The sequence below is a fragment of the Chitinophaga chungangae genome (assembly GCF_017742215.1).
GTDB lineage: Bacteria > Bacteroidota > Bacteroidia > Chitinophagales > Chitinophagaceae > Chitinophaga > Chitinophaga chungangae.
Genome location: NZ_JAGHKP010000003.1, coordinates 990,714 through 1,016,292, shown reverse-complemented (window position 1 = coordinate 1,016,292; position 25,579 = coordinate 990,714). Strand labels below are relative to the sequence as shown.

Genomic DNA, 25,579 nt, shown 5'->3' with positions numbered 1-25,579 from the left:
TGCATGGCCGCGCTGTTTATAAAAAAGACGGTATTAATTCGCTTTTACGAACTTCTTCATTTCCTTGAAATGTTTGTTGTCCGTTACGTACAACACATACAATCCGTCCGCCAGCCCGCTTACATCAATGAAACGCTGAACGTTCTGGATGTTGCCCAGGGAAATTTCCATTTCCTTGCGGCCGCCAATGCTGAAGATCTGTATGGTAACGAAAGTCGGCGATGGCAAGTTGATCTCTACGCGAAGCTGTGTAGACACAGGGTTCGGGTAAATGTTCAACGTCACTTCCGAATGATTGTCGTTGTCGTTGTCCGTAACCTCTACCACCACGTCGTCGCTCGATTCGTGGCCTGCCGCGTCTTTCACGGTGAGCCTGAACACGTACCTGCCGCGCCTGGTGAAGTCGATCACGGGCGTTGCGGTGTTGCCGCCGGAAATGAGGTAACCGTCCGCATTCCCTTCCGCAATGATCCAGGAATAGCTGGTGATGGTGGTGTTAGTGCCGGTGGAGGTGGAACCGTTGAGCGTAACCCTCGAATCGGGCAGCACCAGCACTTTGTCTGATCCCGCATGCGCGGTAACATACACGGGCAGCGCGGGATTTACCACTACGGTCACCCGGTCTGTGGCAGTCGCGCCATCATTGTCCGTTACGGTCAGTTCGAATACGTAGGTGCCTCTTGCGGTGAGGCCTTGCAGGTTTGTGGTAACGCCCGCGTTATTCACGATGGTAGCGGTTACCGGCCCTGAGATCTGTACCCAGCGGTAAGACGCGATGGTCCCGTCTGCATCGCGGGAGCCGGAGCCGTCGAGCGATGAAGTGGATACGGGCAGCACGATCTCGCGGTCGCTTCCCGCATCGGCAACCGGCGCCTGGTTGGCAGCGGGTTGTACGGTCACGGTCACATCGTCTGTTCCTTTAAGGCCTTTGTCGTCGGTTACGGTTAACCGGAAAGTGTATTGCCCTGCTTCCGTCAGCTGGCTGATGCCGGAAGAAGCGGAACCGGCGCTCAGGATGTTGGCTGTCGCGGGGCCGCTGGTCTGCGTCCACGCATACGATTCGATGGTGCTGCCGGAAGCGGCGGTACCGCTGCCTGTAAGCGTCGCCTGCGAAGCGGGCTGCGTAATGGTGATATTGCCGCCTGCATTGGCCGCGGGCGGCTGGCTGGGCGCTGCGTTCACCGTTACGGTCACATCGTCCGCATCGGTCAGGCCTTTATTATCTTTTACCGTCAGGCGGAAAGTGTAAGTGCCAGCCTGCATCAAACCGCTGATGGAAGTATTTGCGCTGCCGGGCGAAGCGATGGTACCGTTCACCGGGCCGCTGGTTTGCGTCCATGCGTAAGATGAAATGGTGCTGCCGGAAGCGGGTGTGCCTTTGCCGGAAAGCGTGGCCTGCGTGGCGGGCAGCGTAATGGCGATATTGTTGCCCGCATCCGCTACCGGTGGCTGGCTGGCCGCGGCATTCACGGTTACGACCATATCGTCCGTATCGGTCAGGCCTTTATCGTCTTTTACCGTCAGGCGGAAAATATACGTGCCTGCCTGCGTTAAACCGCTGATGGAAGTATTGGCGCTGTTCGGTGCGGCGATGGTGCCGGTTACCGGGCCGCTGGTTTGCGTCCACGCATAAGTTGAAATGGTGCTGCCGGAAGCGGGCGTGCCTTTGCCGGAAAGCGTGGCCTGCGTGGCGGGCAGCGTTACGGTGATATTGTTTCCCGCATCCGCTACCGGAGGCTGGCTGGCCGCGGCGTTCACCGTTACCGTCACATCGTCCGTATCGGTCAGGCCTTTATCGTCTTTTACGGTCAGGCGGAAAGTATACGTGCCTGCCTGCGTTAAACCGCTGATGGAAGTGCTCGCGCTGCCGGCTGCGGCGATAGTGCCGGTTACCGGGCCCGCGGTTTGCGTCCATGCATAAGTTGAAATGGTGCTGCCGGAAGCGGGCGTGCCTTTGCCGGAAAGCGTTGCCTGCGTGGCGGGCAGCGTTACGGTGATATTGTTGCCCGCATCCGCTACCGGTGGCTGGCTGGCCGCCGAGTTCACGGTTACGACCATATCGTCCGTATCGGTCAGGCCTTTATCGTCTTTTACCGTCAGGCGGAAAATATACGTGCCTGCCTCGGTCAAACCGCTGATGGAAGTATTGGCGCTGTTCGGTGCGGTGATGGTGCCGGTTACCGGGCCGCTGGTTTGCGTCCACGCGTAAGATGAAATGGTGCTGCCGGAAGCGGGTGTGCCTTTGCCGGAAAGCGTGGCCTGCGTGGCGGGCAGCGTGATGCTGATGTTCGCGCCCGCATCCGCTGCGGGCGGCTGACTGGCCGCGGCGTTCACCGTTACCGTCACATCGTCCGTATCGGTCAGGCCTTTATCGTCTTTTACGGTCAGGCGGAAAGTATACATGCCTGCCTGCGTCAAACCGCTGATGGAAGTGCTCGCGCTGCCGGCTGCGGCGATAGTGCCGGTTACCGGGCCCGCGGTTTGCGTCCACGCATAAGAAGAAATGGTGCTGCCGGAAGCGGGCGTGCCTTTGCCGGAAAGCGTTGCCTGCGTGGCGGGCAGCGTTACGGTGATATTGTTGCCCGCATCCGCTACCGGAGGCTGGCTGGCCGCGGCGTTCACCGTTACCGTCACATCGTCCGTATCGGTCAGGCCTTTATCGTCTTTTACGGTCAGGCGGAAAGTATACGTGCCTGCCTGCGTCAAACCGCTGATGGAAGTGCTCGCGCTGCCAGCTGCGGCGATAGTGCCGGTTACCGGGCCCGCGGTTTGCGTCCACGCATAAGTTGAAATAGTGCTGCCGGAAGCGGGCGTGCCTTTGCCGGTGAGCGTGGTGGTGCTCGCGGGAAGAGTGATCGTTACGTCCTGCCCGGCATTCGCGGTGGGCGGCGCCGCAGCGGCGTTAACGGTCACGGTTACCTGGTCTGAAGCGGAAACGCCTTTATCGTCTTTTACAGTCAGTTTAAAAACATAACTGCCCGCTACGGTCATATTCGTGATAGCCGCTTTATTCGTAGAGCCGTTCCCGATAGTAGCGGTCTTCGGGCCGGAAACCTGCTCCCAGAGATAAGAAGAGATCGAACCGTCCGGATCGTCGGAGCCGGTGCCGTCGAGCGTTGCGGTGGAAGCCGGCAGCGTGATAGTGATATCGTTGCCCGCCCTGGCTACCGGCGGTTTGTTCACCGGCGCGCCCGCGGTATATTCGTCTGCGCCCACGTCGAAAGCCGCGCCCATCGGGCGGGGATCGCTGTCGTAGTCCGTAGTGAAATACGCGCTCAGGTCACGTCCTTTATCGATAGCAGGCGAGCCTGCGCCGATGTGAAAATCTTTTGCGCCTGGATTTACAAAACCGAAACCATTGATGTTCGCCCCGGTAATATTGTCCTCCGAAGTATAATCGATACCGGCTTCGATGTTGATATAACCGCGGTCTCCGTATTTCGCCACAGAGCCGGCATTGATCACCAGGTTGTTGTACAGCAGGTTGCCCGAGCCGATGGTGCCTTTGGAATTAAGAATGCGGATCGCATCCCTGGCTGAGTTTACGACAGTGTTGTTGAAGATGTAAACCTGCAGCGGTTTGTTGTTGTATTTTGTGGGCCTGTCGTCCACGAAAACGGCGTCTTGCCCTTCCGCGGTGCCGTCAAAGCCGCCTTCGCTCACGATGTTGTTGTAAACATAACACAGCCCCACGCCGAATACTTCGATCGCGTTGCCGGTGCCTTTGATCACTTTGTTGTTGTACACCCGGCCGTTGGATTCGCCGCCGAGGATAATGCCTGCCTGCTGGCTGCCTTTATTCACGGTGCCGTAGTTGTACACGCTGTTGTTGTAGATCTCTACGTTCTCCGGCGCCGAAGCCACCTGGATGCCGTCCCAGCCCGTGTTCTCCGTGATCACGTTGTATATCTTCAGGTTGTAGATGCGCGGCGGCAGCAGGTCTACCGTGGTACCGTTACAATCGGTAGGCGTTCCGTTTGGCGCGGTGTTGCCGATGTACATGCCTTCGCCTATCACGTCGTGGATATACAGGTCGTGCAGTTTTACGTTGCGGATGGCGAAGTTCGGGTATTGGTTGGCGGGATCGCAGTCCGGGTTTACTTTCGCCATCAGGCCGGCTTCCGAACCGGTGATCTCGATCCTTTCGGCTTCGTAATCGGTACAGCCTTTACCCATGGCCACGCCGGTATTGATCTTTTTGGTTACACCGTCCACACGGAACCCGTATTTATCGCCACTGCCGGAACCGGTCAGCTTGAAATATTTTACGTTGTTGAAAATGATACCGTAGTTACCGCCGTTGCCCGCTTTCACCTGGCCGCCACAATTGATGAACACGATCGGTTTATCGGCGGAGCCGGTGAAATTGAAGAACTGGATGTACGAATAATTACCGGCTTTGATGCATACGGTGTCGCCCGGCCCGATGCCACGTCCATCGCCGCTGATATACGCGCCGCCGTCTGCGCCCGGCTCTATCAACAGCTTACAGCTTGCGCAGGCTACGGAGCCGCCGCTGCCCGGAGCGGGCGCTGCCGCCTGAACGGTTACGGTGATCTCCCCTTTGGTGCTGAGACCATTCGCGTCGGTAACGGTCAGTGAAAATTTATAGGTGCCTTCCGCAAGGTTTTTGAAATTGGTTTTCGCGGCGGCGGGGCTTTCGATCGCTGCGCCGGAAGGACCGGAAACCTGTGCCCATGCGTATTTGTTGATGGTGCTTCCCGGTGCGGTGGAGGCGGAGCCGTCTCCCGCGGCCGTATTGGTGGGAAGTTTGATCGAAATGCTGGAAGCGGCGAAAGCGACCACGGGCGGCTGTGCCGTTGCGGGCTGAACCGTAACGGTCACTTCTCCTTTGGTGCTGAGACCGTTTGCGGCGGTAACCGTCAGGGAAAATTTATACGTGCCTTCCGCAAGATTGCTGAAATTGGTTTTTGCGGCGGTTGGGCTTTGGATGGTGGCGGTGGTGGGACCGGAAACCTGCGCCCATGCATATTTGCTGATAGTGCTCCCCGGTACGGTGGAACCGGAGCCGTCGCCTACGGCCGTAGTAGTGGGAAGCCTGATCGTAATGCTGGAAGAAACAAAAGTAACCACAGGAGGCTGTGGCGTGGGTTCCGGGTCGGGATCTACGTTTCCGCGCTGGTATTGCAGCATCCATTCGTAAATGTTCTGCGGCTGGTAAGTATGCGCGGTGTTGTAGGCTTTAGACCAGAACGCGCCGTCGTGCCCGCCGGCGAAGGTAGTGCCTTTGGGTTTTACCGCCGGATTACAGCTGTTGATCTGCGCAACGTATTTTTCCTGGTTGGAAAGAAACCCGTCAGACGATCCGCACAACATCCACACGGGCACATTGCTGGCGGCGACGTTACACAAACCGGCCACTTTATCGGCATCGATTGCAGCGGTGGATACGGGAACGATAGCGGCAAGATTATCGGAATAGCTTTTCCCGGAAGCGACATAATTCAGCACACCATACCCTCCCGCGCTCAGGCCGGTGAGGTATATGCGCGACGCATCCACGCGGTATCTCTGCTTAATGTCGTCCAGCACGCTTTGCACCATGCCGGCGCTGGCCCATCCATTGGGGATCTGGGGAGACACCACGATAAATTTGAAAAGTTTTCCGCCAACGGTGAACTCCATGTTGGCTCCTGCAGCAATCTCTTTCGGTACGCCATGCGTTAATACCTTGTTCACATCAGTACCGCCTTCGCCTACGCCATGAAGAAAGATCAACAAAGGGTACTTGGTTGTCGTTTGACCGTAGTCGCCCGGCAGATGCAACCATGCACCGGTCGTGTTCCCCGGGGCGATGTTTACTGTGATCTTCTCCTGGCTACCCTGCGCGGATACAGTGGCATAGGGGAAAAGGATAGAAATAACGGCGATTACAGTATTTTTCAATACAGCGCTTAAGTTCAGGTGGTTCTTCAAGTCGGTTAAAATTTGGACACAATTAGTAAAAAATCCTCATACCTATTTTACTGTTCTCAAATTCGTCTGTTTGCAAAAATAATAATTAATACCACAGGGCATCGGAAAAACAAATATAAAAATTCCGATAATTCATAATTAAATATAATGCATATAACACTAAATAACAAACATTTTTATAGTCGATTCAGCTTAAATGAGTTAGAGTTCACAATTCCTTAATGTATATTACCTTCTTTTCACCACGTCACGGCCCGCAAGAGCTTTCAAACCGTTCAGCAATAAGATGCCCTTTACGCTCTCACCGATCGGCACGTACGGCCGCTCACAGTTAAAACGGTGCAAAATACCGGGTAACATGTCACGCTGCTGGTTGCCGGTGCCAAACACCAGGTCCAGCGGGTTTTCACCCTCCAAAACGGTTTTGAAAAACGCCCTGCTCACGCCCGCATCCGTATGCGGAAATGCGAACACACGGTAGCCGATACCGAAACGGTTCGCCAGGACGTCTACCGACCCCAGGGTTTGTCCGACTTGTTCTTCAAGGCTTAATTCTTTGTAATAGGGATGGTCGATACTATGCCCGCCGATCGAAAAGCCCTGTTTCACCAGCTCTCCTACTTCATCCAGCGTCATAAAAGGTCTCTCATGTTTCAGGTACGCGTCAAAATCCAGGCCCAATATTTCACCCGCCTTGTCCGCCAACGTTCTGCTGCGCCAGGTAATCCGCCGCAACGAAATTTCCGCGTCTTCCCCCTGCGGCGCCTGCAACGCCTCCGCAAGCGCCGTCTCAACGGAACGGCCCGGCGTTTGTTTCCGCAACGCGTCTATCGCAAGACTGACCTTGAACTTGTAAAAAAGCGAACGGTTATCCAAAAATGCGCTGTTCAGGAAAAACACGCCCGGCACGCCTTTGCGCCGCAACATCGGCGCGATGGTTTCCGTCACTTCCCGCAAACCGTCGTCGAACGTCAGCAAAAAGGAATTGCCGCGCATCGGCCGGTTTTCCCGCTTCGCGGCGATCACTTCTTCCAGGCTCACGGGATTAAAATGTTTCAACAGGTAATCGAGGTCTTCCTCAAATGCTTTCGTGCCTTTATATGGATATAAATGCGCGATATGCGGCACATCGCGGTCGCTCACCAGGTGGTGATAAGGCAATAACAACCTCGAAGCGGGCGCTTTCTGCAGCAGGCCGATGGGGCAGGCGGTGGAAAGGGTATAAAAAAGTCGTTTTTTGAATTGCATGAAGCGGGGATTGAACGGCAGTAAAATTAATCAAACAGATCTATTCGCATAAAAAAAGAGAGACCTGTGCAGGCCTCTCTTTCCATATGGTTTCGCGGTGCAAGGCTTTACAGCCCGAACGCTTTTTTTACTTTGTCCACATAGTCCAGTTTCTCCCAGGTAAACAGTTCCACGTCTACTTTCTTTTCGTTCTTTTTACCCGCGTTGAATACTTTGGTCACCACTTTGCTTTCGCGGCCCATGTGGCCGTAAGCGGCGGTTTCACCGTACATCGGGTTGCGCAGTTTCAGGCGCTGTTCGATGGCGTACGGGCGGAGATCGAAGATCTCCTCCACTTTACGCGCGATCTCGCCGTCTTTCAGGCCTACCTTTCCGGTGCCGTAAGTATCTACGAACACGCCGCAGGGTTTGGCCACGCCGATGGCGTAAGAAACCTGCACGAGCACTTCGTCTGCAACGCCTGCCGCTACAAGGTTTTTAGCGATGTGACGGGTTGCGTAGGCAGCCGAACGGTCTACTTTGGAAGGATCTTTACCGGAGAATGCGCCGCCGCCGTGTGCGCCTTTGCCGCCGTAGGTGTCTACGATGATCTTGCGGCCGGTGAGGCCGGTATCGCCGTGCGGGCCGCCGATCACGAACTTGCCGGTCGGGTTGATATGATAAGTGATCTTGTCGGTGAACAGCTGCTGCAGCTCGGGCTTCAGGTCTTTTTTCACGCGGGGGATCAGGATCTCGATCATGTCTTTTTTGATCTTCTCGAGCATCGCCGCTTCTTTGTCGAAGTCGTCGTGCTGGGTGGAGATCACGATGGTGTCGATGCGGATGGGCTGGTTATCGTCGGAATATTCGATGGTTACCTGCGATTTTGCGTCGGGGCGCAGGTATTTGATGTCTTTATTTTCGCGGCGGAGGGCAGCCAGCTCGATGAGGAGCTTATGGGCCAGGTCCAGCGCCAGCGGCATATAGTTTTCAGTTTCTTTGGTGGCGTAGCCGAACATCATGCCCTGGTCGCCCGCGCCCTGCTCTTCGGGGCTTTTGCGCTCAACGCCCTGGTTGATGTCGGGAGACTGTTCGTGGATCGCGGAGAAAATACCGCAGGAATTTGCCTCGAACATGTATTCGCTTTTGGTATAACCGATGCGGCGGATCACGTCGCGCGCAATGTCCTGTACGTCGAGATAGGCGTCGGACTTCACTTCTCCCGCCAGCACCACCTGCCCGGTGGTCACCAGCGTTTCGCAGGCTACTTTTGAAGTAATATCGTATGCAAGGAAGTTATCGATAAGGGCGTCTGAAATCTGGTCGGCCACTTTGTCCGGATGCCCTTCGGACACCGATTCTGAGGTAAATAAATAAGGCATAAAAGTTGGATTCTTATGATTATAGTTGAGTGTATATGATCCTTAACTTCACGTTCGCCGGAGGCGTCGCGTTGCCGCCGCCCGCTTTCAGTCTCCTCATGTCCATCGGGTAACGGCCGGACAGTGCTTCCAGTTTCAGCACCGAGTTTTCCAGTTTTTTGTCCAGGATGAACTGCAGATGCCGTGCAATATTAAACTTATATTGAACTACTTTGAAGGGGCCTAGGTCACTAATGACAGTTTTATTACCGCCAAAGTAAGTCAGGTCGGGCTGTGAAGGATTGCCGTAATCGATAATGAACCCGAGGCTGTCGTGCGTGATGTAACGCATGAGGAACAGGCGGTCCGGCTCGGAGAACAGGTCGTCCCTGCCGGCGTTGCCGCTGTTGATCTCGGTGATCACCAGTTCCGCCTTATTGATCACGGCTTTCGGGATGTTCTCTATCTCAGGCAGCTGGATCTGCGCGTAAATGCCGGGCGCTTCCTGCAGGTACAGCACATTGTCGCCGCCGGGTTTGTTCGTGTTGATATTGTTCCCTGCTTCGGTGCCGGTGTAATTGCGGGTGAAGAAGTTCGCATGCGCGCTGCCGCCTACGCCGGGGCTGCCCACAAACGGGAAGTTGGCGATGATGGAATCTTTTTCGGTGTTTTTATAATATACCGCGATGCGCGTATCGCCCGTATTCAGGTTCGGAAACAGCATGGTTTTGCTGACGCCCTGGGTCGTGTCCGGCACGATGGCCAGGCCGCCCAGCCATTTGTTAAAGGCGGAATCGGACAAAAACGCACCGTCCGCACGCTGCTGGAACAGTTCGTTGCCGAAGGAGTTGTTCAGCTTGATGCGCAGCTGCGGCCCCTGTTTGGTGCCGTAAATATCGATGGAGTCTTTCGGGTAAACCGGGTATACCATGGCGGAAGCCAGCAGTTTGGTAGGGTCGTAAGACAATGCGCGGTCGTACCGGTAATTGGAATCGATCTTGAAGTCCGGCTCGTTCATTCTGTACACTTTCAGGTTCTGCGGGGCGTTCTCGCCGTACCAAACGGTATCGCAGCCGATGTACAGCACCACGGAATCGACCGTCCAGCCGGTGCCTTCGAAAGTGAACTCCGCTTTGGGAAGGCCCACCTGCGTATATAAAAAGCCGGAGCTTTTGCCGAACAGCGGGTCATAAAAGCTGCCCAGCGCGCCTACGAAATTATCCTGCCCGGTGAAGATGCTGGAATCGGTGTTGGCGATATTGTGGGTGATCAGGGTGTTGATGGTTGTATCTTTTACCACCACTTTGTCCGCGCCGGGAATGAGGTCCTTACCGAGCACGGTAGCTTCATTACAACCGGAAAATGCATAAAGGGCAGTTAAAAAAGCAGCGGCAAAGCCCAGGTTCCTGAAATTGATCTTCACGTAATTGAATTGAACGGTTTGTTGACTTATAATGAAAAACTAAAAATAGAAAGTTAAACGCAGGAAACGATGAACACGTTACAGTTTTAACTTTTCATTTTTTGTCTTTCCGTCTTATTTAGCGCCTAACAGCTGGTGATAAAGCTGGATGTAATCCGCGAGATCTTCATTGTCCTTTTTGTAGGGGAGAATGATCTTTCCTTTTTCTGCTTTCAGCTCCTCCACGATCTTTTTATCCGCTTTGTCGCTGGTAAGCACCACGGCATCGGCGTATTTACCGGCTCCTTTATTGAGGGCCGCGTTGGTGCCGTCCTTATACAAATCAAGGTCCTTTTCCTTGATCTGGTTGCTGATCACGGCTTTTTTGAGGAAGCTGGCGCCCAGTTTTTCCTTGAAGGAGTTCGGCTCAAGGGAGAAAACGGTCTTGGAATGGGCGAAGACCGGTTCCTTTTTATAGGCGGTCTTGAGATAAACGGGGATGAGCGAGGTCATCCAGCCGCTGCAATGGATAATGTCCGGAGGCCAGCCGAATTTTTTCACGGTCTCGAGCGCTCCCTTACAGAAAAATATCATGCGCGCGGCATTGTCGTCGTAAAACGTGCCGTCGTCGTCGTTAAACACGGCTTTCCGCTTGAAATAATCTTCGTTGTCCAGGAAATAGACCTGGAGCCTTGCATTCGGCAAAGAAGCCACCTTGATGATCAGGGGGTAATCGTCCCCGTCTATCACGATGTTAATGCCGGACAATCTCACCACTTCATGCAGCCGGTGCCTTCGTTCGTTGATGTTCCCAAACCTAGGCATGATAACCCTCACTTCAAGACCGGCCTCATTAGATTTAATCGCCATTTTATTGACCATCGCCGCATAATCACTCAGATCCAGGTATGGCGACATTTCTTGGGCAATAAAAAGAATTCTTTTCTTTGTGGACATTTATTGCTGATTATTAATGCAGTTATTTTTAATTTGGCTTGCAAAACTACGAAAAATTTAGGTAAAAAGGGCCAAATTGTCACTTTTAACATCCTTTTAAGCAAAGGTTTATGTATCTATTCAAACGGGTAGCGGATCTCCGGGAGGCGCTCGGGCAGGAAAAAAAGGCAGGAAAACGGATTGGTTTCGCTCCCACCATGGGCGCCCTGCACCAGGGTCACATTTCCCTCGTCGATGCGGCTAAAACGCAGTGCGACATTGTAGTCAGCTCTATTTTTGTAAATCCTACGCAATTTAACGACCCTAAAGATTTCGAAAAATATCCCGTCACTATCAAGGAAGACATCCTCGGCCTCGCCGCCGCCGGCACGGATATTCTTTTTTTACCATCCGTGGAGGAGATGTACCCCGAGGGTGTAAACGGCGAACATCGCCACTATGGCTTTGGTTACCTTGAAACCGTGCTGGAGGGCGCCTACCGCCCGGGGCATTTCCAGGGGGTTGGAATGATCGTTCACAAGCTGTTGGACGCCGTTCAGCCGGACGACCTGTTCATGGGGCAGAAAGATTTCCAGCAGTGCATGATAATCAAGAAGTTATTGGAAATTACGGGAATTCCGGCAAAATTACACATTTGCCCTACCCTGCGCGAAACCGACGGTTTGGCGATGAGCAGCCGAAATATGCGGCTTACCCCCGAACAAAGGGCCGTCGCCCCACAGGTGAGCCGCACGCTGCTGTACATGAAGGAAAACCTGCAAAAGCTGCCGTTCGGTGAAATTAAGCGGAATGCGCATAAACAGCTGGAAGATGCTGGTTTTCAGCCGGATTATGTGGAGATCGCGGACGCAAATAACCTCCAGCTGCTGGAAAAACCGCTGCCCGGCGGGCCCATGGTGATGCTGATCGCAGCAAAACTGGGCGAGATACGGCTGATCGATAACATGGTGACAAATTAACCTTTTCATTTAAAATTCCTCTACCTTTGCGGACTACACCAGAAATATGTTGATCGAAGTATTAAAATCCAAGATTCACAGGGCGGTTATTACGGAAGCCAATCTGAACTATGTAGGCAGCATCACCATTGATGAAGACCTGATGGAGGCGGCCAATATCATCGTCAATGAAAAAGTGCAGGTCGTGAACGTGAACAACGGCGAACGCCTGGAAACCTACGTGATCAAAGGCAAAAGAGGTTCGGGAGTGGTATGCATGAACGGCCCGGCCGCGCGCCTGGTAGCCGTGGGCGATGTGGTGATCATTATAGCCTACTGCACGCTCGACTTCGAAGAAGCCAAAAAGTTCGACCCTGTCGCCGTCTTTCCGAAAGAAGGCAATAAATTATAAGATTGGTTCACCCTCATCAGCCTGAAAATGCCTAAACTGCTCAAAACCATTCTACAATTCACGGGTTTTCTGGGAATTGGCATTCTGCTGATCTGGCTGGTTACCAAAGACATCACCCCCTCGCAGGCGGAACAGATCAAAGACGCTTTCCGCCGGGCGAACTACTGGATATTGCTGCCCGCCGCCGTACTGGGGTTTCTCAGCCACTGGGTGCGCGCCATGCGCTGGCGGCTGCTTTTTTTCCCGCTCGGTTACCAGCCCCGCAAGCTCAACACCTTTTTCGCCGTAATGGTCGGTTACCTCGTAAACCTCGCCGTGCCCCGCCTCGGCGAAGTAACGCGCTGCGGCATTTTGGCGCGGTATGAAAAAATACCGGTAGACAAGCTCGTGGGCACCATGATCGCCGAAAGAGCCTTCGACCTTATCTGCCTGATCGTTCTTATTACCGTTACCATCCTGGTACAGGCAGACGTAGTGGCCGGCTTTGTGGCGACTTACCTCACCGATCCGCTGCATAACATGTACGCCAACGCCAGCGCCAGCCGCCTGCTGATCGTGCTGGCCGTGATCGTGGCGGTGATATTGATCTTTTTCTGGCTGTTGCGCCGTTTCGCCCGCACCAAAGCGGCCATCGCATTGCGCGCCTTTCTCCGCGGCGTAATGGAAGGCATCTTTTCCGTTTTTAAAATGAAACAGAAAGGCTGGTTCATGTTCTATACCGTGGCCATGTGGCTGCTGTATTTCTCGCAGGTCTATATCGCGTTCAGCTGTCTTCCCGAAACCATGGGCCTCGGCGTGAAGGCCGGCCTTTCCATCCTCGCGTTCGGCAGCATCGGCATGATCGCTACCCAGGGCGGTATCGGCGCTTACCAGCTCATCGTGCAAAAAACCCTCGCGCTTTATCATATCCCGGAAGTGATCGGTTTTGCATTCAGCTGGATCATTTGGGTGGCGCAAACGCTGCTGGTGATCGTGCTCGGCCTGCTCAGCATACTTGGTTTTCCCGTTTACAACAAACATTATCACCCCACACCGCCGCCGCCGAAAACAAAATAATTTTCCCGTTCAGCCGATACGCCCTGCCCGCCCGCATTCTGAACAATCCGGCGGGAATTATGTAATTTAATGAAAAGATAACACTGGCTCCTGGCAGCGGGTGACGAGTTTTTCATACCTTCCGTTGAGCGGCTATACCCGCGCCTCAAATCATTGTGAATATGAAATTGGATTCAGCCGCCAGCACTTTAGAGCCGGTAAAATCAAAAAAGACACCGGTGAAAAAAAATACGAAGACCAGCAAACCCATCCATAGCAAAAGAAAAACGATCGTCAGGGATATCAGCTGGCTTTCCTTCAACGCCAGGGTACTGCAGGAAGCCGCCGATACCACGGTGCCGCTCTACGAAAGGATCCGCTTCCTCGGTATTTTTTCAAACAACCTCGATGAATTTTTCCGCGTGCGCGTAGCCACGCTCAAACGGATGGACATCATGGGCCGTTCCGCCAAAATGCATCTCGAAGAAAACCCGGACGAGATCCTGGCAGACATCCAAAGCACCGTGATCAGCCAGCAGGCCGAATTCAACCGCATCTGGCACGAGATCGAAGAAGAGCTCAAACACGAAAAGATCATCCTTCATACCGAAAAACAGCTCAACCGCGAGCAGCAGAAGTTCGTGCAGAATTATTTCAACGAAGAGGTCCGCACCAACATCATCCCCCTCATGATCGAAGGCATCCAGCATATGCCGTACCTGCGCGATAAATCGATTTATCTCGCCGTGGTGCTGGCCAGGGAAGACAATTCCATCCGCCAGAAATTCGCGCTCATCGAGGTGCCGCGCAGCGTGCTCAGCCGTTTCCTCATCCTCCCGTCCAAAGACGGCGAGCACAGCATCATGCTGCTGGAAGACGTGATCCGCTACAACCTTCCGCATATCTTTTCCTATTTCGGGTACGACAAATTCAGCTCCTGGGTCATCAAAGTAACCCGCGACGCCGAGCTGGACATCGACAACGATATTTCCACCAGCATCATCCACCAGATCGAAAAAGGCATCAAAGCGCGCCGTAAAGGCAAACCCGTGCGGTTTATCTACGACCAGCAGATAGACCCCCTGCTGCTGGAATACCTCATGCGCAGGCTGGGACTGTCAAAAAAAGACAATCTTATCCCCGGCGGGCGCATCCATAATTTCAAAGACTTCATGGATTTTCCCGAATCCGTGTTCACCCGCGAGCGCATGCGCCGCAAAATACTCACCCATCCGCTCTTTCACAATGCGCCGAGCGTGATGAAAGTGATGCAGGAGCAGGACGTGATGCTGCATCTCCCCTATCATTCTTTCGACACGGTGATAGACCTGCTGCGCGAAGCGGCCATGGACCCGGACGTGACCACCATCAAGATCACCGCCTACCGCCTGGCCCGCAACAGCAAGATCATCAACGCCCTCATCAACGCCGTGCGCAACGGCAAACAGGTAGTGGTGGTACTCGAGCTGCGCGCACGTTTCGACGAAGAGGCCAACCTGCAGTGGAAAGAACGGCTTGAGGAAGAAGGCGTGAAAGTGTTGTTCGGCGTGCCGGGCATGAAAGTGCACGCCAAACTCTGCGTGATCAAAAAACGTACTGGCAACACCACCACCCAGTTCGGTTTCGTGAGCACCGGCAACCTCAACGAAAGAACGGCCAAAGTGTATGGCGATCATTGCCTGCTCACCTCCAACCGCAACATCATGGCCGATATCAACCGGATATTCGCTTTCCTGGAAAGCCCCCGGCACGACGTAAAACACCTGCAGGCCTGCAAAACGCTGATCGTTAGTCCTTACAACATGCGCCGGTTCTTCCTCCGTATGATAGACCGCGAGATCAGGAACGCCCGGCGCAAAAAACCGGCGTCCATCACCCTGAAAATGAACTCCCTTTCCGACGACGAGATGATCTTCAAACTCTACGACGCCGCCAAGGCCGGCGTGGAGGTAAAACTCATCATCCGCGGCATCTGCTGCGCCTATACGGAGAATAAAAAGTGGAAACGCAATATGGAAGCGGTAAGCATCATCGACGAATATCTGGAGCACGCCCGCGTGTTCGTTTTCCACAACCACGGGCAGGAAAAGGTGTTTATCGCCAGCTCCGACTGGATGATCCGCAACCTGGACCACCGCGTGGAAGCCGCGGCCGCCATCACAGACCCTTCCATCAAACGGGAGCTGATCGAGATCCTCAACATTCAGCTGAACAGCAATGTAAAAGTGCGTATTATCGACAACGACCAGCGCAACGCATACAAACATGCGAGCGGCCGTAAAATGCGCGCCCAGATCGAGATCGGGAAATACCTTTCGGAAAAGTCGTATTCCTGAGCAATTCAGTTTCGTATTTCCGCAGTGTTTTGAATATCTTTGAGCCGGTAGTAATGTGTACACGTTATTGTTAATCTGAACATGAAACTGGCAGCAATAGATATCGGTTCCAACGCGGCGCGCCTGCTCATTTCGGAAGCGTCTCCCAAACCTTCCGGCGAAATGGACTTCACCAAGGTAAACCTGGTGCGCGTGCCCCTGCGTTTAGGGATCGACGTGTTTTCCCATGGCGCTATTTCCGATAAAAGGGCCGATTCGCTGGTGAACACGATTAAAGCGTATAAACTGCTGCTGGACGTGTACGAGGTGAAATACCTCAAAACCGCCGCCACTTCAGCCATGCGCGACGCTTCCAACGGCAAACAGATACTGGAGCGGGTAAAAAGCGAGACGGGGATGGACATCCGCTTGATCACCGGGCAGGAAGAGGCTTCGTTTATTTATGAGAACCATATCGCGGAGAACCTCGACAAAACCAAAGGATATCTTTATATAGACGTAGGCGGCGGCTCCACCGAGCTTACCTTTTTCAGCGGCAACCGCCTCGTGTTCAAGGAATCGTTCAACATCGGCACCATCCGGCTGCTGCAGCACCAGGTGCAGGAATCGCACTGGCAGCAGATGAAAGATTTCCTCAAACAGCAATTGCGTGCATACGGCCCCGTAGTGGCCATCGGCTCCGGCGGAAATATCAACAAGATATTTTCGATGTCCAAAAAGAAAGAAGGCAAACCCCTCACCCTCGAACAGCTGAAGGATTATTACAAGGAATTCAGCAATTTCACCGTCGAAGAACGCATCCACGTGTACAATCTCCGGGAAGACCGCGCGGACGTGATCGTGCCCGCCCTCCAGATCTACGTGAATGTGATGCGCTGGATGGAGATCGGCGAGATATTCGTGCCCAAGATCGGCCTGGCGGACGGCCTCGTTCGCTCCCTTTACAGCGAGATCAGCAAGCTCAGCGCTACCTGACATCAAAAAAATGCAGGCAAATCCGAATTATATCGCAACTTTGTGGATTCCCGGGGTTGGCCGGGTGTAAATTATTTGCAATGTCTGCTGTAAACAAAGAGATCAAGCGCATCACCACGCATATCCTGCAAAAGATGAAGACCGACGGGGAACGTATTTCCATGCTCACCGCATACGACTTCTCCATGGCCAGGATACTGGATGATGCAGGGATAGACATCCTGCTGGTAGGCGATTCCGCCTCCAACGTAATGGCCGGCCACGAAACCACGCTGCCCATTACCCTCGACCAGATGATTTACCACGCTTCGTCCGTGGTGCGGGCCATCAAACGCAGTTTCGTGGTGGTAGACCTTCCTTTCGGCTCCTACCAGGGCAACAGCAAGGAAGCCCTCAGCTCCACTATCCGCATCATGAAAGAGACCGGCGCCCACGGCATCAAGATCGAAGGCGGCGAAGAAGTGATCGAATCCGTAAAAAGAATTATCAGTGCAGGCGTGCCCGTTATGGGCCACCTCGGCCTCACTCCGCAGTCCATTTACAAGTTCGGCACCTATGCCGTACGCGCTACGGACGATGCAGAGGCTGCCAAATTGCTGGCGGACGCCAAGCTCCTCCAGGAAGCGGGCGCATTTGCCATCGTGCTGGAAAAAATTCCCGCGCTGCTGGCCAAACAGGTGGCCGAAGAACTGACCATCCCCGTGATCGGCATCGGCGCAGGGAAGTACGTAGACGGGCAGGTGCTCGTGATGCACGACATGCTGGGCATCAACAAAGAGTTCAAGCCGCGTTTCCTCCGCCGCTACCTCAACCTGTACGACGATATCTACAAAGCCACGCAGCAATACATCCACGATGTCAAATCAAGGGACTTCCCGACCGACCAGGAACAGTATTAAGCCGCGATCAAAATATCACGCATAAAAGATCCCCGGAGCGTTTTGTTCCGGGGATCTTTTATTTATATCGAACGCCATCAGGGTTTCACCAGCTCCGGCTTTTCAAAATCCTTCTCCATCTTTTCCGGCAGGCGGTACACATTGCCTTTTTTGTCGGAAAAATAAAGATGCGAAGCCGAAGGCTGCCTGCCGTTGCCATCCGCCCAGAAAGCATAGAATCCCGGCCGGGCGTGCACCGGGCGGCGCGGGTAAGAATGATTGAAAGGGCTGTTTTTCGTAAGCTGCCGCGATTTCCAGCTGCGGCCTTCGTTGCGGCTTTCCCACAATACGATCTCCCCTCCCGTATTGTAAGCCTGCGGCCCTTGTGCGGTAGGCGCAATCACTTGCCACACGCCGTCTTCCCCGATCATCAGCGAGCCCATGTCGTAGTTATGATCGCTTTCCGCGAGGCGGTGTACCTGCCAGCCGCCATTTTTCCAATGCGCGGTATACCACTGCCGCATGCCCGTCTGCGGGCCGGGCTCGGGGCCTTTACTGGTTTCATAAAGGATCACGGGATTGCCGTTTTTATCGAAGTTGAGATCGTTGATATATACGTTCAGTCCTTCCACGGCGTAATTCCGCACCAGCGCCGAAGTATCGCCGGTACGCAGCGGCAATTGAAGGGTTTCGCCTTTTACGTTCGTCCAGCTTTTGCCGAAATCGTCCGTTTGTAAATAATACAGGTTGGTACGGTAATCCAGCCCGGCGCCTTTCTGTACGTTGGGGTGATGGTTGAAGGAAGTGCCCACGCGCCCGTTGCGCTGGCCGCTGGTCTGGTAGTGCCCTTCTTCCATATTGGCAAGGTCTTTCCAGGCAGACCAGTGAATACCGTCTTCGCTCGTCATCCAGCCGATCACGCGGCAGTTCTTTTTGCCGTACCGCAGCTGCTGCATTTCGTAATGTGTGAACAGGCCGAGGAAACCCCGGGCCGGATCGTAATACATTTGCAGGTACGAAAAATTATTCATCGGCTCGTTGCCCTTGTAAGCCTGTATCTTCTCAAAACTGGCGATATCGTACGGTTTGCTGCTTCTGTAAATGAAAGAAGGTCGCTCTACCCCGTGAGACGTGGAAAACAGCCAGATGTAGCCTTGTTTGTCTACCTGCAGCACCGGGTTGTCGTGCGCATCGCCGGTGGCTTTGTCCATCACGATGGTGGGCCTGCTCACCATGCCGGTGGCGTGGTCGAAACAGCCTACTTCATGCAGCAACGTTTTGCCGGTGGAATCGGTGCCGCCGTAGCAGAAAAAGGTTTTGTCCACGGCGGGCGCGTATACCGAGAACGGGTAATGGTTGGAAGGATACGTGGCGAGGCCGCCGCCGTATTTGTAAACATATTCGTTGTTGGTCTTGCCGATGCTGTACCAGATGCCACGGTACCCATCGTCTGTCTGGTTGATAAATCGCGGCTCCTGCGCCTGTGCGGTCAAAACCAGCTGCAGCAGCAGCGCGATCAGAAAAATTCGGTTCATCCCGTAATATAGGGCTTATTCCCGGCGGTCGCAAGGCCCCGCCGCCTTCATTTTTCTAATTGCCGATTGATCGTTATATTCGTTGCCGTGAACGCATTGCTCAACATACAACTTTCCCTTCTTTCCTTCCTGCGGAGCACCTGCTCCCACGTGCCATGAGCACGCCGCCTTTGCCCGGTTTTAACCTGCATTTATTCATTTAGCTACAACAAAGAACATGACTACGCTGGAAACAGTTTTAGACGGACTGATGAGCCGTTATAAAGAGCGCGTTCCCGATGTGGGCGCCATTATTAAGGCCATGATCGCCGAAGGCATCATCTCGAACGACAACGAGATCGAGAACGATCATATCGCCTTCCGCACCCTCGGCGTGCCGCACCTGGGCATTCAGTCGCTCGAGAAAATATTTCTCCATTACGGCTATACGAAAAAGGATTATTACGACTTCCCCGAAAAAAAGCTGGACGCCTATTGGTATGCGCCGCCGGCGGATAAATACCCGCGTATTTTTATCAGCGAATTGCGCGTGAAAGACCTGAGCCGGCAGGCGCAGGACATCATTCACAGCTATACCAGCGAAGTAAAAAGCGACCCGGTAGACGGCATCGACCTGGACGACGGCCGGGCGGTGGACCACTTCCTGCACAGCGCGCTCTGGCGCACGCCCACCATCGCCGATTACAAAACGCTGGCGGCGGAAAGCGAATACGCGGCCTGGGTGATCTACAACCGTTATTACCTCAACCATTTTACGGTGAGCGTGCATAATCTCAAGCCAGGATACAATACTGTGGCGGATTTCAACGCCTTTCTCGAAAAGAAGGGATTCAGGCTGAACGATTCCGGCGGCAAGGTAAAGACCAGCCCGGACAATGGCCTGGCCCAAAGCTCCACCGTAGCACGCATGATACCGGCCACTTTCGCCCGCAACGAAACGCTGGAGATCGCCGGCTCTTATGTGGAATTTGCGGAAAGAAGGGTATTGCCCCAGTTCGCGCAGCTGCCCGCGTCGGAGATCCGCCGGGAGCACCGCCGGGAAGGGTTCGAGGCCAATAATGCGGACAAGATCTTCGAAAGCACTTATTCGGCGCAAACCGGGAAAAAATAGCCGTTTTAATGCGGCAGCTTATCCTGGAAGCGGCCATATACCCAGGTGCCGGCAATAGCGCTCAGCAGTGTGATAAGCACTACGGTAAACCCGCTGCCCACCTGCGCGAACAATGGCCCGGGGCAAGCTCCGGTAATAGCCCAGCCCAAACCGAAGATGATCCCGCCGATCACATTGCCTTTGGTAAATGTTTTTTTCGGGATCACGATCTCCTCGCCGGAAATGGTACGCACGCCAGATCTGCGGATCAGCCATACGCCCAGCATCGCCGTGGCAATGGCGCTGCCGATCACGCCGTACATATGAAAGGATTCGAGGCGGAACATCTCCTGGATACGGAACCACGAGATCACCTCCGATTTAACGAGTATGATGCCGAACAACATGCCGGTGAAAAGGAATTTCAGGTTTTTCATACAAGCAGCCATTTCATAAGGTGAGGCAAAATCAGGTGGGTCATGGCGAAACCGCCCGCCATAAAACAAATGGTGGCCACCATAGAAGGCCATTGCAGCGTGGAAATGCCCATGATGGAATGACCGGAAGTGCAGCCGCCAGCATAACGGGTGCCGAAGCCTACCATAAAGCCCCCGGCGACGAAAAACACCAGCCCTGTGGCATTAAAGGCATTGCCCCAGTTAAAGATATCCCGCGGCATCAGTTCGTCGAACTCCTGTACGCCCAGGGCCTTCAAAGCCGCTATAGTAGAAGGATTGATGGCTACCGGGTCCGCATTCTGCAGGAACAGCAGGGTGAACATGGCGCCGAGGGCGATTCCGCCGGCAAAAAATAAATTCCAGCTTTCTTTTTTCCAATCATAATGAAAAAAAGGAATTTTGCCGGGAATACAGGCGGCGCAGATGTGCCGGAGGGAAGAGGAAATGCCGAGGGCCTTGTTGCCGATCAGCAGGAGCAGCGGCACGGTAAGGCCGATCAATGGCCCGGCGATATACCAGGGCCACGGTTCTTTCAGGATATTCATGTATTGAAAGTACAAAATTCATCATTGAAAACAGATATCAGCATGATGCAGAACATTCTCAGGGAATTTAACATCGAAACCGCCAACAGCGGGGTTTCCACAGGCAGCGTATGGCTGGAGGCCGGCGGGGAAACGATCGTATCGTTTTCGCCGGTAGACGGAAAAGAAATTGCCGGCGTAAAAACCGCTTCGCGCGCCGACTACGACGCAGTGATCCGCAAAGCGGGCGAAGCCTTCGCGCAGTGGCGCCAGTGGCCCGCGCCGCGTCGCGGGGAAGTGGTGCGGCAGGTTGGCCAGGCGCTGAGAGACCACAAAGAATCCCTGGGCCGCCTCGTGAGCTACGAAATGGGCAAAAGCCTCCAGGAAGGTTACGGCGAAGTACAGGAAATGATCGACATCTGCGATTTCGCGGTGGGCCTCAGCCGCCAGCTGCACGGGCTTACCATGCACTCGGAAAGGCCCGGCCACCGCATGTACGAGCAATGGCACCCGCTGGGCATCACCGGCATTATCTCCGCGTTTAACTTCCCTGTTGCGGTATGGAGCTGGAACGCTATGCTGGCCTGGGTTTGCGGCGACGTATGCGTGTGGAAGCCTTCCGAAAAAACACCGCTCACCGCGCTGGCCTGCCAGCACATCACTGCAAAAGTATTCGCTGAAAATAAAGTACCCGAAGGCGTGAGCTGCCTCATCACCGGCGGCCGCGAAGTGGGCGAATGGCTCGCCGAGGATACACGCGTCCCCCTCGTGTCCGCCACCGGCTCCACCCGCATGGGCAAAGCCGTGGGAGCCGCTGTGGGCGCCCGTCTCGGCAGGGCTTTACTGGAATTGGGCGGCAACAACGCCATCATCATTTCCAAAGACGCCGATCTCGATATGAGCCTCATCGGCTGCGTATTCGGCGCCGTAGGCACCGCCGGGCAGCGTTGCACTTCCACCCGCCGCCTCATCATTCACGACAGCGTGTACGAAACCTTCAAAACCAAACTGGTAAACGCTTACAAACAGCTGCGCATCGGCGACCCGCTGGACCAGCATAATCACGTCGGCCCGCTGATCGACAAACAAGCCGTGGAACAATACCTGCAAAGCATCGAAAAGTGCAAGGCTGAAGGCGGAAAATTTATCGTGGAAGGCGGCGTGCTCGAAGGCAAAGGTTACGAATCCGGCTGCTACGTGAAACCAGCCATCGCGGAGGTGAAAAACGATTACGCCATCGTACAGCATGAAACCTTTGCGCCCATTCTCTACCTGGTGCGCTACAACACGCTCGACGAAGCCATCGCCCTGCAGAACGGCGTGCCGCAGGGCCTTTCTTCCGCCATCATGACGCTTAATCTTCGCGAAGCGGAGCAATTCCTTTCGCAATCGGGCTCAGACTGCGGTATTGCCAACGTGAATATCGGCACCTCAGGCGCCGAGATAGGCGGTGCGTTCGGTGGTGAAAAAGAGACGGGAGGCGGCCGTGAGAGCGGTTCCGACGCGTGGAAAGCATACATGCGCAGGCAGACCAATACGATCAATTACACGGATAAACTGCCGCTGGCCCAGGGTATCAAATTCAATCTGTAAAAAAGAGGAAAATATATGTCTTAAGTGAAGTAGCGGGGTTGGAGAACCCCGCTTTTTCGTTAAACGGAAACCATGCTTATGAGAAAGAATACAGATGCCGGGAGGCATCATGTATCCTCTCTGGGTATAAATATTACACTTTTTTTTGAAAATTCATATTCAACTTTTGTGCTACGGCTTCCCCAAACCCTAAAACGTTGACGATCAACACTTCGTTAAATACGCCACTGCTGTATTTCAGGTCTTTTTCCCTGATCCCCAGCATCTTCGCCATGGTTTTGATACTTTTTGACGGCGCGCAAACAACGATCGTTTTTCCATCATTTCGTTCCAGCATCGTTTCAAGGATGTGACGCATTACTTCCGGGTTGTCTTCACAGGCATCGCGGTAATATTCCACTTTTTTGCCCTTCGATTCGGCCAGCGGCGCCACCGTTTCCACAAGGCACTGGTTGTACGGCGAATAGATCGCCGCCACGGGCTCGTTTTCAAGGAATTTGACGAGATGCCCCGCCTGCGCCCTGCCCATGATGCTCAGGGCCGGTTTGGCGCCCTGCTTCATTTCGGCGCAGTTTACAAAAATGATGGCCGTGGGCGAAACTTTCGGCCCCGGCTCCAGGTGGAGATCGACATGGGTTTTTAAGCCGGCGGGCAATGCCCCCGGCGGCTGGCCCGCGCTCAGCACGGCCCAGGCTGTGGTTGCTAATACAATTGTTTTAAACATGGCGGAAAATTAATATGTGATAAAAAAGAAAACACGAGGGTTTTAAAGTGAAAGAAATGTTAATTGGATTTCAGCTTAGCGGCGAAATACTGATCTTTGCCCCTTTTCCCGAGGATAGATTTGCAGGCTGACGACCTTAAAGTTACCGGGAAAACCGCAGTGGTAAAAGCGGTTCGTGACAAATGGAGCTATGTGAGTGTAAAGTTCCTCAGCTGGATAAATATCAGTCCTATGGTTTCCTAGTGTTTCGGGACCAATAGTCAGGCTGCGGCGCCACTCACCACACATAATCATCTGTTATAACGCATTTACCATACCTTTAACGAATTGCGGTATTTGAATTGTAATTATCTAGGAAAATTGAAAAAAATGAACATTTGCAGAGAGCTGGCCATTGTGGCAGGTTTGGTGATAACAATGTCTGCAACGGGTTTTAGTCAACAAAAAGCAATTGTCCCCAAAAACTGGCAGTTGCTGAGCTATGGAACAGACAGCCTGTATGGTGTAGACGCCGAAAAAGCCTACAGCGAGTTATTGAAAGGCAAAAAGGGCAAAACGGTGATCGTGGCCGTGATAGATTCCGGTATAGACACCACGCACGAAGACCTCCGCGACATTCTCTGGCGCAATCCCAAAGAAATTCCCGGCAACCACATCGACGACGATGGCAACGGTTATGTAGACGATGTATTCGGCTGGAACTTCCTCGGCGCCAAAGACGGCGGCACGGTGAAAGAAGATTCGGACGAAGCCACGCGCGAATATTACCGTTTCCGCAAACAGTACGGCAACCCCGATTCAGCCCTGCAAAAAGACAGCAAGGAATATGTGTACTGGACGCGCCTGAAAGACCGCATCCAGAAACCTTCCACACAGGCCAAAACCGATTACAAGATGATGCTGAAGGTGCAGGAAAACCTTCTCAAATGCGAAGGTATCCTGGCCGATTATCTCAAAACGAACGACTTCACGGTTGAACAGCTGGATACCCTGCGCAGCGCCGACCAGGATGTGATGCTGGCCCGCAGTTTCGCGCTGCGCCTGCTGCACAGCACCAACGAAGAAGGCACCACTTACCAGGCGCTTAAAAACGACCTGGCCGAATATGTAAAAGAGCTCAAACGCAAAGCCGAATACACCGGCGGGGAGCCTGAAGATAAACGCGCCACCATCGTGGGCGACAATCTCAACGATATTAACGACCGTTTTTACGGCAATAGCGACGTGCAGGGCCAGTTCGCCTTCCACGGCACGCATGTGGCCGGCATCATCGGCGCGATCCGCGGCAACGGCCTGGGGATAGACGGCATTGCGGACAATGTGCGCATTATGGCCGTGAAAGTAGTGCCTGAAGGCGATGAGCGTGATAAAGACGTTGCGCTCGGCATCCGTTACGCGGTAGACAACGGCGCGCAGATCATCAACATGAGCTTCGGTAAAGGTTTTTCGCCGCAGAAACAGTGGGTGGACGAAGCGATCCGCTACGCGCAGGAAAAAGGCGTGCTGCTGGTACACGCAGCGGGCAACGACGGCGCTAACAACGACGAAGTGGAGAATTACCCGAAAGATACCTTTAACGACGGTACGGAAGCCGACAACATGATCACCGTAGGCGCATCCGGCAACGGCCGCACCGGCAGCAAGATCGCGGGCTTTTCCAACTTCGGTAAAAAAGAAGTGGACCTGTTCGCTCCCGGCGTGCAGATCTACTCCACCGTTCCCGGCGGCAACAAATACGGCAGCGCCAGCGGCACCAGCATGGCGGCCCCTGTGGTAGCGGGCGTAGCGGCGCTCGTGCTGTCTTACAACCCGGACCTGAGCGCGCGCCAGCTGAAGCAGATCCTCGAAAAATCCGCCACTCCCCTGCCCGACGGCGAAACCGTGAACAAACCGGGCGCGAAAGACGAACAGGTCTCTTTCTCCGAATTATCAAAATCCGGCGGTGTGGTGAATGTATACGAAGCGCTGAAACTCGCAGCCAAAACCAAAGGCGAAAACGCGAAACAGAACAGGGCCAGGATGAAGGCCATGTCTAAAGACTGATTATTTATCTGATGCTATAGGTTTAAAAAAGCCGTCCCGTAAATGGAGACGGCTTTTTTATTGCCCCTGCATCATCCACCGATCATATTTTGATAGAAATGCATCAATTACCGAAGGAAGCGCTCGGTAATTTTAACCCCGCAGCGACCCGGTT

At 53.9% G+C, this 25,579-nt stretch carries 18 protein-coding genes; 9 read left to right on the top strand and 9 right to left on the bottom strand.

What is annotated here, in order from left to right:
* Positions 1-33 precede the first annotated feature (33 nt).
* The 5 genes from J7I43_RS18485 to J7I43_RS18465 form a co-directional block, all read right to left on the bottom strand.
* Entirely contained in the window at positions 34-5,907 is a 5,874-nt protein-coding gene (locus tag J7I43_RS18485) for a PKD domain-containing protein (RefSeq protein WP_209147338.1), read from the bottom strand.
* A 258-nt stretch (positions 5,908-6,165) separates the two neighbouring features.
* Complete coding sequence (locus J7I43_RS18480) at positions 6,166-7,185, bottom strand: polysaccharide deacetylase family protein (protein WP_209147337.1); 1,020 nt, start codon at positions 7,183-7,185, stop codon at positions 6,166-6,168.
* A 107-nt stretch (positions 7,186-7,292) separates the two neighbouring features.
* Positions 7,293-8,546, bottom strand: coding sequence for a methionine adenosyltransferase (metK, locus tag J7I43_RS18475; RefSeq protein ID WP_209147336.1), 1,254 nt, complete (start codon positions 8,544-8,546; stop codon positions 7,293-7,295).
* Positions 8,547-8,565: 19 nt separating this feature from the next.
* Complete coding sequence (locus tag J7I43_RS18470; protein ID WP_209147335.1) at positions 8,566-9,948, bottom strand: DUF4270 family protein; 1,383 nt, start codon at positions 9,946-9,948, stop codon at positions 8,566-8,568.
* Between the two features lie 114 nt (positions 9,949-10,062).
* A complete protein-coding gene (locus tag J7I43_RS18465) occupies positions 10,063-10,884 on the bottom strand; it encodes a glycogen/starch synthase (RefSeq protein ID WP_262898778.1) in 822 nt (273 codons plus the stop codon).
* Between the two features lie 110 nt (positions 10,885-10,994).
* Between J7I43_RS18465 and panC the strand changes: the two genes are divergently transcribed.
* From panC to panB, 6 genes are all read left to right on the top strand, one after another.
* A complete protein-coding gene (gene panC / locus J7I43_RS18460) occupies positions 10,995-11,843 on the top strand; it encodes a pantoate--beta-alanine ligase (protein ID WP_209147333.1) in 849 nt (282 codons plus the stop codon).
* A gap of 46 nt (positions 11,844-11,889) precedes the next feature.
* Positions 11,890-12,234 carry an aspartate 1-decarboxylase gene (gene panD / locus J7I43_RS18455; RefSeq protein WP_209147332.1) on the top strand — a complete coding sequence of 115 codons (345 nt, stop codon included), beginning with the start codon at positions 11,890-11,892 and terminating at the stop codon, positions 12,232-12,234.
* Positions 12,235-12,261: 27 nt separating this feature from the next.
* On the top strand, positions 12,262-13,290 hold the full coding sequence (locus tag J7I43_RS18450; protein ID WP_209147331.1) for a lysylphosphatidylglycerol synthase transmembrane domain-containing protein: 1,029 nt from the start codon (positions 12,262-12,264) through the stop codon (positions 13,288-13,290).
* A 161-nt stretch (positions 13,291-13,451) separates the two neighbouring features.
* A complete protein-coding gene (gene ppk1, locus J7I43_RS18445; protein ID WP_209147330.1) occupies positions 13,452-15,605 on the top strand; it encodes a polyphosphate kinase 1 in 2,154 nt (717 codons plus the stop codon).
* 81 nt (positions 15,606-15,686) lie between these two features.
* Entirely contained in the window at positions 15,687-16,580 is an 894-nt protein-coding gene (locus J7I43_RS18440) for a Ppx/GppA phosphatase family protein (protein WP_209147329.1), read from the top strand.
* An 80-nt stretch (positions 16,581-16,660) separates the two neighbouring features.
* The gene (gene panB, locus J7I43_RS18435) at positions 16,661-17,479 is read left to right on the top strand and encodes a 3-methyl-2-oxobutanoate hydroxymethyltransferase (RefSeq protein WP_209147328.1); all 819 of its coding nucleotides are present in this window, start codon (positions 16,661-16,663) and stop codon (positions 17,477-17,479) included.
* 77 nt (positions 17,480-17,556) lie between these two features.
* Here panB and J7I43_RS18430 read toward each other — a convergent pair whose 3' ends face one another.
* Positions 17,557-18,993, bottom strand: a complete 1,437-nt coding sequence (locus tag J7I43_RS18430; RefSeq protein WP_209147327.1) for a BNR-4 repeat-containing protein — start codon at positions 18,991-18,993, stop codon at positions 17,557-17,559.
* A gap of 217 nt (positions 18,994-19,210) precedes the next feature.
* On the opposite strand from J7I43_RS18430, the gene J7I43_RS18425 reads away from it, so the two are divergent.
* Positions 19,211-20,104 (top strand): DUF1338 domain-containing protein, encoded by an 894-nt coding sequence (locus J7I43_RS18425; RefSeq protein ID WP_209147326.1) that lies wholly within the window; start codon positions 19,211-19,213, stop codon positions 20,102-20,104.
* A gap of 5 nt (positions 20,105-20,109) precedes the next feature.
* On the opposite strand, the gene J7I43_RS18420 is transcribed toward J7I43_RS18425, so the two are convergent.
* Positions 20,110-20,520: a DUF6691 family protein gene (locus J7I43_RS18420; protein WP_209147325.1), complete on the bottom strand. Its 411-nt coding sequence runs from the start codon at positions 20,518-20,520 to the stop codon at positions 20,110-20,112.
* Positions 20,517-21,086, bottom strand: a complete 570-nt coding sequence (locus J7I43_RS18415) for a YeeE/YedE family protein (RefSeq protein WP_209147324.1) — start codon at positions 21,084-21,086, stop codon at positions 20,517-20,519. The genes J7I43_RS18420 and J7I43_RS18415 overlap by 4 nt, the downstream gene beginning before the upstream one ends.
* Positions 21,087-21,110: 24 nt before the next feature.
* Here J7I43_RS18415 and amaB point away from each other — a divergent pair, with 24 nt between their 5' ends.
* Positions 21,111-22,658: an L-piperidine-6-carboxylate dehydrogenase gene (gene amaB / locus J7I43_RS18410; protein WP_209147323.1), complete on the top strand. Its 1,548-nt coding sequence runs from the start codon at positions 21,111-21,113 to the stop codon at positions 22,656-22,658.
* A gap of 133 nt (positions 22,659-22,791) precedes the next feature.
* Here the strand turns inward: amaB and J7I43_RS18405 are convergent, their stop codons facing one another.
* Entirely contained in the window at positions 22,792-23,382 is a 591-nt protein-coding gene (locus tag J7I43_RS18405) for a histidine phosphatase family protein (RefSeq protein WP_209147322.1), read from the bottom strand.
* A gap of 369 nt (positions 23,383-23,751) precedes the next feature.
* On the opposite strand from J7I43_RS18405, the gene J7I43_RS18400 reads away from it, so the two are divergent.
* On the top strand, positions 23,752-25,425 hold the full coding sequence (locus J7I43_RS18400; protein ID WP_209147321.1) for a S8 family serine peptidase: 1,674 nt from the start codon (positions 23,752-23,754) through the stop codon (positions 25,423-25,425).
* Positions 25,426-25,579 lie beyond the last annotated feature (154 nt).

Coding starts and splice junctions, on each gene's coding strand:
- J7I43_RS18420 (WP_209147325.1), bottom strand. CDS start 20,520: ATGAAAAACCTGAAATTCCTTTTCACCGGCATGTTGTTCGGCATCATA.
- ppk1 (WP_209147330.1), top strand. CDS start 13,452: ATGAAATTGGATTCAGCCGCCAGCACTTTAGAGCCGGTAAAATCAAAA.
- J7I43_RS18425 (WP_209147326.1), top strand. CDS start 19,211: ATGACTACGCTGGAAACAGTTTTAGACGGACTGATGAGCCGTTATAAA.
- J7I43_RS18405 (WP_209147322.1), bottom strand. CDS start 23,382: ATGTTTAAAACAATTGTATTAGCAACCACAGCCTGGGCCGTGCTGAGC.
- J7I43_RS18440 (WP_209147329.1), top strand. CDS start 15,687: ATGAAACTGGCAGCAATAGATATCGGTTCCAACGCGGCGCGCCTGCTC.
- metK (WP_209147336.1), bottom strand. CDS start 8,546: ATGCCTTATTTATTTACCTCAGAATCGGTGTCCGAAGGGCATCCGGAC.
- panB (WP_209147328.1), top strand. CDS start 16,661: ATGTCTGCTGTAAACAAAGAGATCAAGCGCATCACCACGCATATCCTG.
- panD (WP_209147332.1), top strand. CDS start 11,890: ATGTTGATCGAAGTATTAAAATCCAAGATTCACAGGGCGGTTATTACG.
- J7I43_RS18450 (WP_209147331.1), top strand. CDS start 12,262: ATGCCTAAACTGCTCAAAACCATTCTACAATTCACGGGTTTTCTGGGA.
- J7I43_RS18480 (WP_209147337.1), bottom strand. CDS start 7,185: ATGCAATTCAAAAAACGACTTTTTTATACCCTTTCCACCGCCTGCCCC.
- panC (WP_209147333.1), top strand. CDS start 10,995: ATGTATCTATTCAAACGGGTAGCGGATCTCCGGGAGGCGCTCGGGCAG.
- J7I43_RS18430 (WP_209147327.1), bottom strand. CDS start 18,993: ATGAACCGAATTTTTCTGATCGCGCTGCTGCTGCAGCTGGTTTTGACC.
- J7I43_RS18415 (WP_209147324.1), bottom strand. CDS start 21,086: ATGAATATCCTGAAAGAACCGTGGCCCTGGTATATCGCCGGGCCATTG.
- J7I43_RS18465 (WP_262898778.1), bottom strand. CDS start 10,884: ATGTCCACAAAGAAAAGAATTCTTTTTATTGCCCAAGAAATGTCGCCA.
- J7I43_RS18400 (WP_209147321.1), top strand. CDS start 23,752: ATGAACATTTGCAGAGAGCTGGCCATTGTGGCAGGTTTGGTGATAACA.